This window comes from Variovorax sp. Varisp36 (genome assembly GCF_047304235.1).
In the GTDB taxonomy this organism is placed as follows: domain Bacteria; phylum Pseudomonadota; class Gammaproteobacteria; order Burkholderiales; family Burkholderiaceae_C; genus Variovorax.
This window is the reverse complement of sequence record NZ_JBGLYU010000004.1, coordinates 17,577-30,931: the sequence shown is the minus strand read 5'-3', so window position 1 is coordinate 30,931 and position 13,355 is coordinate 17,577. Positions and strand designations below refer to the sequence as shown.

Sequence of the window (13,355 nt, the reverse complement as noted above, 5' to 3'; positions counted from 1 at the left end):
TCCACGGCCGCAGCGCCAAACTTCAATCAACCTCACGGAGTGACCATGCCCCAGACCCTCACAGAACAACTGAGCCGAGAACAGCAGATCGCCGCCCTCGAAAAAGAATGGGCCACCGACCCCCGCTGGAAGGGTGTCAAGCGCGGCTACAGCGCGGCAGACGTCGTGCGCCTGCGCGGTTCCTTCCCCATCGAGCACACGCTGGCCAAGCGCGGTGCCGAGAAACTCTGGGACAAGATCAACGGCGGCGCCAAGAAGGGCTACGTGAACGCGTTCGGCGCTATCTCCGCCGGCCAGGCGATGCAGCAGGCCAAGGCCGGCCTGGAAGCCGTGTACCTGTCGGGCTGGCAGGTCGCCGCCGACGGCAACACGTCGGAGACGATGTACCCCGACCAGTCGCTCTATGCGTACGACTCGGTGCCGACGATGGTCCGTCGCATCAACAACACCTTCCGCCGCGCGGACGAAATCCAGTGGGGCCGCGGCATCAACCCCGGCGACAAGGAATTCATCGACTACTTCCTGCCCATCGTTGCCGACGCGGAAGCCGGTTTCGGCGGTGTGCTCAACGCCTTCGAACTCATGAAGAACATGATTGCCGCGGGCGCGGCCGGCGTGCACTTCGAAGACCAGCTGGCCGCCGTGAAGAAGTGCGGCCACATGGGTGGCAAGGTGCTCGTGCCGACACAGGAAGCCTGCGAGAAGCTGATCTCGGCACGCTTTGCCGCCGACGTCATGGGCGTGCCCACCATCGTGCTGGCCCGCACCGACGCGGAAGCCGCGAACCTGATCACCTCCGACCACGACGCCAACGACAAGCCCTTCCTGACGGGCGAGCGCACGCAGGAAGGCTTCTACCGCGTGAAGAACGGCCTGGAGCAAGCCATCAGCCGCGGCGTGGCCTACGCGCCCTACGCCGACCTGGTGTGGTGCGAAACCGGCGTGCCGGACATCGGCTTCGCCCGCGAATTCGCACAGGCGGTGCACGCTGCCTGCCCCGGCAAGCTGCTGTCGTACAACTGCTCGCCTTCCTTCAACTGGAAGAAGAACCTCGACGACAAGCAAATCGCCTCGTTCCAGGAAGACCTGTCGGAGCTGGGCTACAAGTACCAGTTCATCACGCTGGCCGGCATCCACGTCAACTGGTTCAACACCTTCCAGTTCGCCCACGCCTATGCCCGCGGCGAAGGCATGAAGCACTACGTCAACATGGTGCAGGAACCCGAGTTCGCCGCGCGCGACAAGGGCTACACCTTCGTGTCGCACCAGCAGGAAGTGGGCGCGGGTTACTTCGACGACGTGACCACCGTGATCCAGGGCGGCTCGTCCAGTGTGAAGGCGCTGTCGGGTTCGACCGAGGAAGAGCAGTTCCACTGATCCGCGGACGCGGTTTTCGCTGTCACTCTCGAGCCCGGCCACGCGCCGGGCTTTTTTATGGGCAACCCGACGAGGCGCCGGGGCTCCACGGCGCCGCGGCCGCGGCTTGAACGGGCAGAAGTTAGAATCCCCGCCTCTGCACTCAACAAGAGCGAGAAAGGCATCTTGGTTATGACACCGCGAACTACTCCGCAAGGATTCAGCGGCTTTTTCTTCTTCGAAGGAAAAGGCCGGTAGCCCCGCGCTCGCTGGTTTCCGCCAGCTCTTCAACCAGGCAAAGCGCGGCATCCACCGCGCTTTTTTGTTTTTCTCCCGAGGTTTCCACATGATCCAGATCACGCTCCCCGACAACTCGCGCCGCGAGTTCCCCGGCCCGGTTTCGGTGGCCGAAGTCGCCCAGTCCATCGGCCCCGGGCTCGCCAAGATGACGGTGGCCGGCAAGATCGACGGCCGGCTGGTCGATGCCAGCGACGTCATCGACCACGACGCCAGGCTGCAGATCATCACGCCCAAGGACGACGAGGGCCTGGAGATCATCCGCCACTCGACGGCCCACCTGGTCGGCCACGCGGTGAAGCAGCTCTATCCGGCGGCCAAGATGGTGATCGGGCCCGTGATCGACGAGGGCTTCTACTACGACATCTCGTACGAGCGCCCCTTCACGCCCGAGGACATGGCCGCCATCGAGGCGCGCATGCGCGAACTGATCGCGCAGGATTACGACGTGATCAAGAAGATGACGCCCCGCGCCGAAGTCATCGAGGTCTTCAGGTCGCGCGGCGAAGACTACAAGCTGCGCCTCGTCGAGGACATGCCCGACGAGCAGGCCATGGGCCTGTACTACCACCAGGAATACGTCGACATGTGCCGCGGCCCGCACGTGCCGAACACGCGCTTCCTGAAGGTCTTCAAGCTCACGAAGCTGGCCGGCGCCTATTGGCGCGGTGACGCCAAGAACGAGCAGCTGCAGCGCATCTACGGCACGGCCTGGGCCGACAAGAAGCAGCTCGACCAGTACATCCAGCGCATCGAGGAAGCCGAGAAGCGCGACCACCGCAAGCTTGGCAAGGAACTCGACCTGTTCCACATCGACGAAGTGGCGCCGGGCGTGGTGTTCTGGCACCCCAAGGGCTGGGCCGTGTGGCAGCAGGTCGAGCAGTACATGCGCGGCATCTACCGCGACACGGGCTACTGGGAAGTGAAGGGTCCGCAGATCCTCGACAAAAGCCTGTGGGAGAAAACGGGCCACTGGCAGAACTACCGCGACAACATGTTCACGACGGAGTCGGAAAAGCGCGAATACGCGCTCAAGCCGATGAACTGCCCGGGCCATGTGCTGATCTTCAAGAGCGACCTGCGCAGCTACCGCGACCTGCCGCTGCGCTACGGCGAGTTTGGCCAGTGCCACCGCAACGAGCCCAGTGGCGCGCTGCACGGCATCATGCGCGTGCGCGGCTTCACGCAGGACGACGGCCACATCTTCTGCACGGAAGACCAGATCCTCGACGAGTGCATCGCGTACACGGAGCAGCTGCAGAAGGTCTATGCCGACTTCGGCTTTACGGACATCCTCTACAAGGTGGCCACGCGGCCCGACAACCGCGTCGGCTCCGACGAACTGTGGGACAAGGCCGAGCATGCGGTGATGGAGGCGCTGCGCCGTTCGGGCGTCGACTTCATCATCTCGCCGGGCGATGGTGCCTTCTACGGCCCGAAGATCGAATACACGTTGAAGGACGCGCTGGGCCGCCAGTGGCAGTGCGGCACGATGCAGGTCGACTTCAACACGGCCGAGCGCCTGGGCGGCGAGTACGTGACGGAATCGAGCGGCCGCGCGCACCCCGTGATGCTGCATCGCGCCATCGTCGGCAGCCTCGAGCGCTTCATCGGCATGCTGATCGAACACCATGCCGGCGCACTGCCCGCATGGCTCGCTCCGGTGCAGGTGGCGGTGCTCAACATCAGCGAAGGGCAGGCCGACTACGCTGCTTCAGTGGCGAAAACGCTGCAGAATCAAGGGCTTAGGGTCCAGCTGGATCTGCACAACGAGAAGATTACGTATAAAATACGGAAGCATTCGTTGCAAAAGCTCCCTTACATCCTCGTCGTGGGCGACAAGGAAAAGGAAGCAGGTGCCGTCGCAGTGCGCGCCCGGGGCAATCAAGACCTCGGAGCAATGTCCCTCGAATCGTTCGTGCAACGGCTCGTCCAGGACGTTGCCGACAAGCGTTGATTTGCCTCTGAAACACCCCATATGTTTCCTAGCCAGATCGTCCCGCTTGTCCGCGAGGACTGACCGGCGTTCGCTACAGATTTTGTAGCAATTTTTGAAGGATTCTGACCATCGCTACTGCATTTCGCGACCGCCGCCACCGCGAGGAACGCCAACACCGCCTGAACCGGGAAATCATGGCCCCGGAAGTCCGCCTTGTAGGCCCGGAAAACGAGCCATTGGGTGTTATGAGCCTCTCGGAGGCCTTGCGCCTCGCCGGCGAGGCCGATGTGGATCTGGTGGAGGTCGTCGCGGCGGCCAACCCGCCGGTATGTCGCCTGATCGAGTACGGCAAGTTCAAGTACCACGAGCAGAAGAAGGCAGCCGAGGCGAAGTCGAAGCAGAAGGTCATCGAGGTCAAGGAAATCAAGTTCCGGCCCGGTACCGACGATGGCGACTACAACATCAAGATGCGCAACATCAAGCGCTTTCTTGAGGACGGCGACAAATGCAAGATCACGCTGCGCTTCCGCGGCCGCGAGATCACGCACCAGGAGCTGGGTCTGGCATTGCTGCAGCGCATTCGCGACGAACTGGGCGACCTGATCATGGTCGAGCAGTTCCCGAAGCTCGAAGGCCGGCAGATGATCATGATGATCGCGCCGGGCCGCAAGAAGGCCGGCGGCGGGGTTCCCAAGCCGGCAGCAGACGCTGCGCCGGCAACGGCGCCGGCTGCAACTGCCTGAGGCGTTTGCAGCAGTCAGGGTTTTGAAGGGATTTCGCCGTTGCCGGCACTTTGAAAGAAGAGCGGGCAGGGGCGAGATAAAGAAGTGTCTCGGGGCCAACAAGTCCGTGGAGCATCCATGGCGCCTCACGAGCACAAACTAAAGGAGCATTCACATGCCCAAAATGAAGACCAAGAGCAGCGCGAAAAAACGTTTCCGCGTTCGTCCCGGTGGCACCGTCAAGCGCGGTCAAGCCTTCAAGCGTCACATCTTGACGAAGAAGACCACCAAGAACAAGCGTCACCTCCGTGGTGCAGTCGCAGTGCATGAGACCAACATGGTTTCTGTCGCCGCCATGCTGCCCGGCCGTGGCATTTAACTCAGACGAACAAGGAGTACACACATGCCTCGCGTCAAACGTGGTGTAACGGCTCGCGCCCGCCACAAGAAAGTTCTCGCACTCGCCAAGGGTTTCCGCGGTCGCCGCGGCAATGTCTTCCGCGTCGCCAAACAGGCGGTGATGAAGGCGGGCCAATACGCCTACCGTGACCGTCGTACCAAGAAGCGCGTGTTCCGTCAGCTGTGGATCGCGCGTATCAACGCCGCCTCGCGTGAACTGGGCCTGACCTACAGCCAGTTCGCCAACGGCATCCGCAAGGCCGGTATCGAGATCGACCGCAAGATGCTTGCGGACATCGCCGTGCACGACAAGGCCGCTTTTGCCGGCATCGTGGAGCAGGTCAAGGCCAAGCTGGCTGCTTGATTTTGCACAGCAGGTCGCCGTCTCCGGACGGCTTCTTGCGCCCACGGCTCAAGGGCTGGCGCTTGAAAAGGCTCCAGCTCTTTTTTATTTCCCCTCGAAGATTTTTGTTGCTATGAACGAGTTGGACTCCCTGGTCGACACCGCACGCGCCGCTTTCGCCGAAGCGAAGACGCCCGCCGAGCTCGAAAACGCCAAGGCGCAGTTCCTCGGCAAGTCGGGCCGCATCACCGAGCTGATGAAGGGCATGGCCGCGCTGAGTGTCGAAGAGAAGAAGTCCCGCGGCGCCGCGATCAACGTGGGCAAGCAGTCCATCGAGGCCGCGCTGACCGACCGCCGCCAGCAACTGGCCGACGAAGAACTCTCGCTGCAACTGCGCGCCGAAGCGCTCGACGTGAGCCTGCCCGGCCGTCGCCGCATTTCCGGCGGACTGCATCCCGTGAGCCGCACCCTGGAGCGCATCGAGGAGATCTTCTCGAGCATGGGCTTCGACGTGGCCGACGGCCCCGAAATCGAGAGCGACTGGCACAGCTTCACCTCGCTCAACAACCCGCCGAATCATCCTGCACGTTCGATGCAGGACACCTTCTACGTCGACCTGAATGGCGACGACGGCATTCCCTACAACCTGCGTCCGCACACCAGCCCGATGCAGGTTCGCTACGCGCATCAGCACATCAAGAAGTACGCGGCCGAATTCGCCGCTGCTGCAGCCGACACCACCGGCACCGTGAAGGCGCCCGAGATCCGCGTGATCGCGCCGGGCCGCACCTATCGCGTCGACAGCGATGCCACCCACTCGCCCATGTTCCACCAGTGCGAAGGCCTGTGGCTCGGCGAGAACGTGAGCTTCAAGGACCTGAAGGTTGTCTTCACCGACTTCTGCCGCACCTTCTTCGAGCGCGATGACCTCGTGCTGCGCTTCCGCCCGAGCTTCTTCCCGTTCACCGAACCGAGCGCCGAGATCGACATCCAGTTCGCGAGCGGCCCGCTGGCCGGCCGCTGGCTCGAGGTGGCCGGCTCGGGCCAGGTGCATCCGAACGTGGTGCGCAACATGGGGCTCGACCCCGAGCGATACATCGGCTTCGCCTTCGGCATGGGCCCCGACAGGCTCACCATGCTGCGCTACGGCGTGAACGACCTGCGCCTGTTCTTCGACGGCGACCTGCGTTTCCTCTCGCAGTTCCAGTGAGCCCCTCCACAGATAGAAAAACCAGATCGAGATCGAAGAGATGCAATTCCCGGAATCCTGGCTGCGCGAGTTCTGCAACCCGCCCATCGACAGCGCCGCACTGGCCGAAACGCTCACCATGGGCGGCTTCGAGGTCGAGGAGCGCCGACCGGTGGCGCCGCCTTTCACGCGCATCGTGGTCGGCGAGATCAAGGAAGCGGTGCAGCACCCCAACGCCGATCGCCTGCGCGTGTGCCAGGTCGACGCGGGGCAGGGCGCCTTGCTCAACATCGTGTGCGGCGCGCCGAATGCGCGCGTCGGCATCAAGGTGCCGTGCGCGCTGGTCGGTGCCGAACTGCCGCCGGGCGAAGACGGCAAGCCCTTTCTCATCAAGCTGGGCAAGCTGCGCGGCGTCGAGAGCCAGGGCATGCTGTGCTCGGCGCGCGAACTGAAGCTGAGCGAAGACCACGGCGGTCTGCTTGAACTCGCTGCCGATGCGCCCATCGGCGCCGACGTGCGCGACGTACTCAAGCTGGACGACGCGTTGCTCACCCTGAAGCTCACGCCGAACCTGGCGCACGGCCTCAGCGTGTACGGCGTGGCGCGCGAACTCGCCGCACTCACCGGCGCACCGCTGAAGACGCCGGCCATCGCGGCCGTGGCCACGTCGTTCTCTGATGTGCTGCCCGTCAAGGTCGAGGCGCCCGACCTGTGCGGCCGCTTCTCGGGCCGCATCGTACGCGGCGTGAACACCAAGGTCGCCACGCCGGCATGGATGGTCGAGCGCCTCGCGCGCTGCGGCCAACGCAGCGTGACGCCGCTGGTCGACATCTCGAACTACGTGATGTTCGAGTACGGCCAGCCCAGCCACATCTTCGACCTCGACAAGATCCACGGTGGCCTCACGGTGCGCTGGGGCAAGGCGGGCGAGCAGCTCAAGCTGCTCAATGGCAACACGATCACTGTGGACGACAAGGTCGGCGTGATCGCCGACGACCGCGAGGTCGAGTCCCTCGCCGGCATCATGGGCGGCGACGCCACTTCGGTGTCCGACGACACGCGCAACATCTACGTCGAAGCCGCTTTCTGGTGGCCGGAGGCGGTGCAGGGCCGCTCGCGCCGCTTCAACTTCTCGACCGACGCGGGTCACCGCTACGAGCGCGGTGTCGATCCGAGCCGCACGGTGCAGATCATCGAGCGCATCACGCAGCTGATCATTGAAATCTGCGGCGGCGAGGCTGGCAGGATGGACGACCAGACGCTGCGCGTGCCCGAGGCCGTGCCCGTCACGCTGCGCGTCGAGCGTGCGGCGCGCGTGATCGGCATGCCGCTGACGCAAGCGCAATGCGCCGACGCGCTGAATCGCCTCGGCTTCGCGATCACCGAAGGCGAGGGCACGTTGACTGTGACCCCGCCGCCGCACCGCTTCGACCTGCTGATCGAAGAAGACCTGATCGAAGAGGTCGCGCGCCTGATCGGCTTCAACAACCTGCCGACCATCGCACCGCTCGCACCCATCACCGCCCGCGTGCGGCCCGAGGCGCAGCGCAGCCGGTTCGCGGTGCGCCGCAGCGTCGCAGCGCTGGGCTATCAGGAAACGATCAACTTCAGTTTCGTCGAAGCGCATTGGGAGCAAGACCTCGCAGGCAATGCCAACCCGATCAAGCTGCTGAACCCCATCGCCAGCCAGATGAGCGTGATGCGCTCGTCGCTGCTCGGCTCGCTGCTGCAGGTGCTCAAGTTCAACCTCGATCGCAAGGCGCCGCGCGTGCGCGTGTTCGAGCTGGGCCGCGTGTTCATGCGCGACGACAGCGTCGTCACCACCGACAGCACCGTGCGCGGCGTGAATCAGCCGATGCGCGTGGCGGGCCTCGCCTGGGGCGATGCCGACGAGGCGCGCTGGGACGGCAAGCCGAACCGCGTCGACTTCTACGACGTCAAGGGCGACGTCGAGGCACTGCTTGCACCGCTCGTGCCGGTCTTCGAAGTGGCTGAGCATCCTGCGCTGCACCCGGGCCGTTCGGCACGTGTGCTGGTCGATGGCAAGGCCATCGGCTTCGTCGGTGAACTGCATCCGCGCTGGCGCCAGAAGTGGGACTTCGCCCAGGCGCCAGTGCTGTTCGAACTCGACCTCGACGCCGTCACTGCACGCCCCGTGCCGGTTGCGCAGCCCGTGCCGAAGCACCAGGCCGTGGAGCGCGACCTCGCCGTCGTCGTGGCCGAAGCCGTCACGCACGATGCACTGGTACAGGCCATTCGCACGGCAACAGCCGCACAGGGTCTGCTGCGCGACGTGACGCTGTTCGACATCTATCGTCCGCAGCCATTGCGCGATGGTGCCGTGGTTGCGCCCGGTGCACTGGCCCAAGGAGAGAAGAGCATGGCGGTTCGCCTGACCTTCCAGAACGACGGCGCCACCTTGACGGACGAGCAGGTCGAACCTGCGGTCCGCGCAATCGTCGAACAATTGGGCGCCTCGCTCGGCGGCCGCTTGAGGGGATGACGGGAATGAACGCTGCCGAATTCACGCTCGAGGCTCTCGAAACGCCCGCGCTCACCAAGGCGCATCTGGCCGACCTGCTGTTCGAGCAGATCGGCCTGAACAAGCGTGAGTCCAAGGACATGGTCGAGGCGTTCTTCGAACTCGTGGCCAACAGCCTCATCGAGGGCACGGACGTGAAGATCTCGGGCTTCGGCAACTTCCAGATCCGCGTGAAGGCGCCTCGGCCGGGCCGCAATCCGCGCACCGGCGAGGCGATTCCGATCGGCGAGCGCCGCGTGGCCACGTTCCACGCGAGCGCCAAGCTCAAGGAACAGATTCACGGAAGCATCGACCAGAACGGCGCAGCCGAAGTCGAGTGGAGCTTGGGCGCGGAATAGTGCTTGGTGCTGTGCGCCCGGGTGGAGTAATCTCTAAGGTTTCCCGCGCACAGTCTTGATTTCAATGGAGAAAACGCTCCCACCGATTCCCGTCAAACGCTACTTCACCATCGGTGAGGTCGGCGAGTTGTGTGGCGTCAAGCCGCACGTGCTGCGCTATTGGGAGCAGGAGTTCACGCAGCTGCGGCCGATGAAGCGGCGCGGCAACCGCCGCTACTACCAGCACCACGAGGTGCTGATGATCCGCCGCATCCGCGATCTGCTCTACGACCAGGGCTTCACGATCAGCGGAGCGCGCAACAAGCTGCAGGAACTCGTGCAGGGCGAGCGCGACCGTCGCAAGGCAGGAGAGGTGCCGCTTGAAGGCGTGGAGGCCATCGAGATCGATCAGGAAGAATTCGACGCCGCGGTGGTGCAGGAGTCCGCTGCACCCGCTGCTGCGCAGACGGTCGATCTGTCGCAGTTGTTGCACCTGCGGCGCGAACTCTTTGAAATTCGTGAGCTGTTGACCATCGGACGCTGAATTTCAACCGCTATAATCGAGAGCTTCGGTGTGTGGCGCAGCCTGGTAGCGCACTTGCATGGGGTGCAAGGGGTCGAAGGTTCGAATCCTTTCACACCGACCATTTAAATGTCCAAGGGCGTCCGGTTTCATCCACCGGACGCCCTTTTTCATTGGGAAGCTGGGCGAAAGGAGTCCGGAGGCATACACTGAAATCCGGTGACTGCCAGCGCCAAGTGGGGGTACAGAAGGGGGTACAAACCTCTTGAACGCCCCGGGACGGCAGTTTTGTACCCCCACCCCCCTGGATGTACCCCATGCCGTTGACCGATGCCGCATGCCGCAATGCCTCCTGTCCGCCTGACCGCAGGCAGGCACGCTATTCCGACGCAGGAGGCCTCTATCTGGAAGTCACGGCCTCGGGCTCTCGCCGATGGTTCTGGAAGTTCAGGATCGAGGGAGTCGAGAAGAAATTCGCCTTGGGCTCCTATCCCGACGTGAGCCTCGCTGCGGCGCGCAAGGCGCGTGATGCGGCCAAGGCGCAGAAAGCGGCCGGGATCAACCCCATTCAGGCGAGGCAGGTCGTCAAGCTCAAGGCGGCCGTGAACACCGGCGACACTTTTCGAGAGACCGCGCTCGAGTGGTTCGACAAGCACCATACACGGTGGAGCGGCCACTACGCCACGCGCGAGAAGCGCAACCTGGAAAAGGATCTTTTTCCGTACTTTGCTGCTCGTCGCATCAGCGAAATCGAGGCCATCGAGTTGTTGGCGGCCCTACGCCGTGTCGAGGAGCGTGGCGCTCTCGACATGGCCGGCCGCGTCCTGATGACGGCACGCGCGGTGTGGCGCTACGCGGTGGCGACTGCGCGGGCGCCGCGCGATATCACGGCGGATCTCAAGGGGGCACTCACGCCCCACAAGAAGCGGCACTTTGCGGCGATCACCGATCCGGCCCAACTGGGGACGCTGATACGCGTCATCCGGGGCTACCAAGGCGGAGCCATCGTGCGTACGGCGCTTCAACTGGCGCCCATGCTTTTTCAACGCCCCAGCGAACTTCGAGCGGCGGCCTGGGCCGAGATCGATCTCGACGGAGCGCTCTGGACCGTGCCCGCTGCGCGGATGAAGCGGCGCATCGATGGCAAGCAACATGGTGATCCGCACTTGGTACCGCTGCCCAGGCAGGCTGTGGAGCTGCTGCGCAAGCTGCATCCCATTACAGGCCACAGTACGCTGGTCTTTCCGGGCGAGCGTAGTCATGAACGGTCGATCTCGGACAACACCCTGCGCGCAGCGCTTCTGACCCTGGGGTACGGCCCGACCGTGCAGACGGTTCATGGCTTCCGGGCGACAGCCCGAACCCTGCTGGCCGAAACGCTGGAGATCGATCCACTGGTGATCGAAGCTCAGCTGGCGCACGCCGTCAAGGATGCCAATGGGCGCGCCTATAACCGTACTCAGTACCTCAAGCAGCGCGCCGTGATGCTCCAGCGGTGGGCGGACTATCTGGACGTGCTGGCTACCAAAGCGAGTTCGGCGGTTGAGTTGAAAGCGGCCGCATGAGAACGGCTCCTGTCGGGTGTTAGTGCGGCACTCCGATCCGCTGTGGCGTGGAGCGCCGCCGACGACCGTTTTTTTGTCGGGGGCGCGACGCATCACCGCTGCGGAAATCGGCCCTTCGCTAACTAATCCGATCGAGAGGGGAATATCGCCTTTCTGCCGCTGTAGCGGACGGAAAGTCTCGGCCAAGATCGAAATTTCTCGACTGACCGCTTAGAGTGGCGGCGCTGTGGCAAGTGAATCGAGCCGGCTGCGTACCGCCGCACACGACCCACCCTTAGGTCATGAGTGGTCGCCACTTCCCACTCCTTGTCAACGCCGATTTAGATCTGCCCCACAGTGGGTCAGTATTACTTCGGCACCAACAGCAACTCCTACCCCAGCCCATTGTCAGCGACGTGCTTCACTAGGGCCGTGGAACGGACGCCTCGTCAGGCGAGGGAAGACGCTCGCACTATTATTGTCGAGCACCGCCCAACAACAACGCCCCCCGGGGTATGGAGAACCGGATGGCAAACGGCCCTGTAGATCTGGTTTTTGACAAGTTCGCGCCCGATCACGTACCTGCGACTTTGCATCATTACTGTAGCACCGAGACATTCATGGCCATCGTGGCTGGCAAGAGCATCAGGCTGTCGGCCCTGTCCATGTCTAATGACAGCGAGGAGGGCCGATTGGTACTCCGGCTTACGGAGAAGTTAGGGCAGGCCAACCGCACGGACCCTGCGGTCATCGCATCCCTCACGGCTCATTGGAATGAAGTAATGGCGGCCAACGAGGGGCTGGGCTTTTGTCTATCTGAGCGGGGCGATCTCCTGAGCCAGTGGCGGGGCTATGCGACTCAAGGCCGTGGGGTTTCCATCGGCTTTTCGACCGATTTTCTTAAACGCATTTCTGTTGCAGATGAAGCAGATGCGCATTTCGCCACTCTAGAGCGAGTCGAGTACGGCGAGGGACAGCAGTTGCACGAATACGGGCCGACGTTCAGGACGCTAGTCAATGCAATAGAAGAGGCACAGGGATACCTGCAGTACGGTCACGTATCGATCAGCGAAAAGCTCAAGGCCGCGCTGAACCGCAAGCTCCGTCCATGGACGCGAAAGATCTACACGTTCAAAAATGACGGATTCGCCGAGGAGCGTGAGTGGCGGATGCTCGCGCTTCTCACTAGCGAGGAGCAAGAAGCCTGCAGTTACCGTGCCATCGACGACAAGATTGTGGCTTTCAGGGAACTACGATTGGACGCTCAGCCAGGCCCCGCGATCGTGAGCGTGACATTGGGCCCGAAACATGTGACTCCGGTCGATCAGGTGGAGCGAATGCTGCTGCGCAATGGAATCGTGGCAACCGTTGCCAAGTCCGGCTTAACCTACCGCTAGATAGGGTTGTTTCCTGATGAGCTCGCTGAGTTTCTTGAAGCCGTAGTTTCGTGAGTCGAACGACGTGTGGTTCTTGCCAATATACGACCCCACGGTGGCCAAGCGAGTCCAGCCGTTGTCCCGGACCGTCTCTCGAATCGCGTGAAGCAAGAGTTCCTTTAGGTCAGGAACATCGAGCACCGGCTGCGTCGCGGCCGACTCGGCCGGTTTCTTCAGTACTTCAAAGAAGACGAACTTATCGCATGCGGCAATAAACGGTTCGGGGGTCTTGCGTTCGCCGAGGCCATAGACCACCTTCCCGGCTTCCCGCATGCGCGTTGCCAAGCGAGTGAAATCGCTGTCACTCGAGACAATGCAGAAACCGTCCAGGTTACCGGCATACAGCAGGTCCATCGCATCGATGATGAAAGCCGAGTCCGTGGAGTTCTTGCCTTGGGTGTACGTGAACTGCTGGATTGGCTGGATCGCATGGCGATGCAGGTGCGCTTTCCAGCCGGTGAGATTGGTAGTCGTCCAGTCCCCGTAGGCACGCTTGACCGTCGCTGTCCCGTACTTCGCGACCTCCTCAAGCAACTCCTGGATGACCGACGAGGACGCGTTGTCGGCGTCGATCAAAACCGCCAGCCGGTTGGAATCTGTATTTGCCAAGGCCGTCCTTCTGTTGATAAATTGGGATGCGCGTTCTGCATCAACCTCGCCGAGATTTTGCGCCAATGACGATGACAACGTCATGCATCCGTCAAGCTCAAGCCGCTGTAACCGATGTCTGCCGCGTCGAATCTTAGTC

Annotated in this window: 12 protein-coding genes and 1 tRNA gene; 12 read left to right on the top strand and 1 reads right to left on the bottom strand. The window is 62.9% G+C overall.

What is annotated here, in order from left to right; all coding sequences use genetic code 11:
- Positions 1 to 45: 45 nt before the first annotated feature.
- From aceA to ACCD11_RS03760, 12 genes are all read left to right on the top strand, one after another.
- Positions 46 to 1,377, top strand: a complete 1,332-nt coding sequence (gene aceA, locus ACCD11_RS03815) for an isocitrate lyase (protein ID WP_413312480.1) — start codon at positions 46 to 48, stop codon at positions 1,375 to 1,377.
- A gap of 325 nt (positions 1,378 to 1,702) precedes the next feature.
- Positions 1,703 to 3,610, top strand: coding sequence for a threonine--tRNA ligase (thrS, locus tag ACCD11_RS03810; RefSeq protein ID WP_413312478.1), 1,908 nt, complete (start codon positions 1,703 to 1,705; stop codon positions 3,608 to 3,610).
- 101 nt (positions 3,611 to 3,711) lie between these two features.
- The gene (gene infC, locus ACCD11_RS03805) at positions 3,712 to 4,335 is read left to right on the top strand and encodes a translation initiation factor IF-3 (protein ID WP_413312617.1); all 624 of its coding nucleotides are present in this window, start codon (positions 3,712 to 3,714) and stop codon (positions 4,333 to 4,335) included.
- A gap of 154 nt (positions 4,336 to 4,489) precedes the next feature.
- Positions 4,490 to 4,693, top strand: coding sequence for a 50S ribosomal protein L35 (rpmI, locus tag ACCD11_RS03800; RefSeq protein WP_007832497.1), 204 nt, complete (start codon positions 4,490 to 4,492; stop codon positions 4,691 to 4,693).
- Between the two features lie 24 nt (positions 4,694 to 4,717).
- The gene (gene rplT / locus ACCD11_RS03795; protein WP_007832499.1) at positions 4,718 to 5,077 is read left to right on the top strand and encodes a 50S ribosomal protein L20; all 360 of its coding nucleotides are present in this window, start codon (positions 4,718 to 4,720) and stop codon (positions 5,075 to 5,077) included.
- 112 nt (positions 5,078 to 5,189) lie between these two features.
- On the top strand, positions 5,190 to 6,266 hold the full coding sequence (pheS, locus tag ACCD11_RS03790; RefSeq protein ID WP_413312474.1) for a phenylalanine--tRNA ligase subunit alpha: 1,077 nt from the start codon (positions 5,190 to 5,192) through the stop codon (positions 6,264 to 6,266).
- Between the two features lie 40 nt (positions 6,267 to 6,306).
- A complete protein-coding gene (pheT, locus tag ACCD11_RS03785; RefSeq protein WP_413312472.1) occupies positions 6,307 to 8,748 on the top strand; it encodes a phenylalanine--tRNA ligase subunit beta in 2,442 nt (813 codons plus the stop codon).
- A 5-nt stretch (positions 8,749 to 8,753) separates the two neighbouring features.
- Entirely contained in the window at positions 8,754 to 9,125 is a 372-nt protein-coding gene (locus tag ACCD11_RS03780; RefSeq protein ID WP_042673257.1) for an integration host factor subunit alpha, read from the top strand.
- A 64-nt stretch (positions 9,126 to 9,189) separates the two neighbouring features.
- A complete protein-coding gene (locus ACCD11_RS03775; RefSeq protein ID WP_007832504.1) occupies positions 9,190 to 9,648 on the top strand; it encodes a MerR family transcriptional regulator in 459 nt (152 codons plus the stop codon).
- A 26-nt stretch (positions 9,649 to 9,674) separates the two neighbouring features.
- Positions 9,675 to 9,751 (top strand) — tRNA-Pro (locus ACCD11_RS03770).
- A gap of 193 nt (positions 9,752 to 9,944) precedes the next feature.
- Complete coding sequence (locus ACCD11_RS03765; RefSeq protein ID WP_413312470.1) at positions 9,945 to 11,192, top strand: tyrosine-type recombinase/integrase; 1,248 nt, start codon at positions 9,945 to 9,947, stop codon at positions 11,190 to 11,192.
- A 506-nt stretch (positions 11,193 to 11,698) separates the two neighbouring features.
- A complete protein-coding gene (locus tag ACCD11_RS03760; RefSeq protein ID WP_413312468.1) occupies positions 11,699 to 12,568 on the top strand; it encodes a DUF2971 domain-containing protein in 870 nt (289 codons plus the stop codon).
- Here the strand turns inward: ACCD11_RS03760 and ACCD11_RS03755 are convergent.
- Positions 12,554 to 13,300, bottom strand: coding sequence for an NYN domain-containing protein (locus ACCD11_RS03755; RefSeq protein ID WP_413312467.1), 747 nt, complete (start codon positions 13,298 to 13,300; stop codon positions 12,554 to 12,556). The genes ACCD11_RS03760 and ACCD11_RS03755 overlap by 15 nt on opposite strands.
- Between the last annotated feature and the right edge of the window lie 55 nt (positions 13,301 to 13,355).

Excerpts from the sequence above, each read along its gene's own strand:
- ACCD11_RS03780 (WP_042673257.1), top strand. The coding sequence starts at position 8,754 with ATGAACGCTGCCGAATTCACGCTCGAGGCTCTCGAAACGCCCGCGCTC.
- thrS (WP_413312478.1), top strand. The coding sequence starts at position 1,703 with ATGATCCAGATCACGCTCCCCGACAACTCGCGCCGCGAGTTCCCCGGC.
- aceA (WP_413312480.1), top strand. The coding sequence starts at position 46 with ATGCCCCAGACCCTCACAGAACAACTGAGCCGAGAACAGCAGATCGCC.
- ACCD11_RS03760 (WP_413312468.1), top strand. The coding sequence starts at position 11,699 with ATGGCAAACGGCCCTGTAGATCTGGTTTTTGACAAGTTCGCGCCCGAT.
- pheT (WP_413312472.1), top strand. The coding sequence starts at position 6,307 with ATGCAATTCCCGGAATCCTGGCTGCGCGAGTTCTGCAACCCGCCCATC.
- rpmI (WP_007832497.1), top strand. The coding sequence starts at position 4,490 with ATGCCCAAAATGAAGACCAAGAGCAGCGCGAAAAAACGTTTCCGCGTT.
- rplT (WP_007832499.1), top strand. The coding sequence starts at position 4,718 with ATGCCTCGCGTCAAACGTGGTGTAACGGCTCGCGCCCGCCACAAGAAA.
- pheS (WP_413312474.1), top strand. The coding sequence starts at position 5,190 with ATGAACGAGTTGGACTCCCTGGTCGACACCGCACGCGCCGCTTTCGCC.
- ACCD11_RS03755 (WP_413312467.1), bottom strand. The coding sequence starts at position 13,300 with ATGACGTTGTCATCGTCATTGGCGCAAAATCTCGGCGAGGTTGATGCA.
- ACCD11_RS03775 (WP_007832504.1), top strand. The coding sequence starts at position 9,190 with ATGGAGAAAACGCTCCCACCGATTCCCGTCAAACGCTACTTCACCATC.
- ACCD11_RS03765 (WP_413312470.1), top strand. The coding sequence starts at position 9,945 with ATGCCGTTGACCGATGCCGCATGCCGCAATGCCTCCTGTCCGCCTGAC.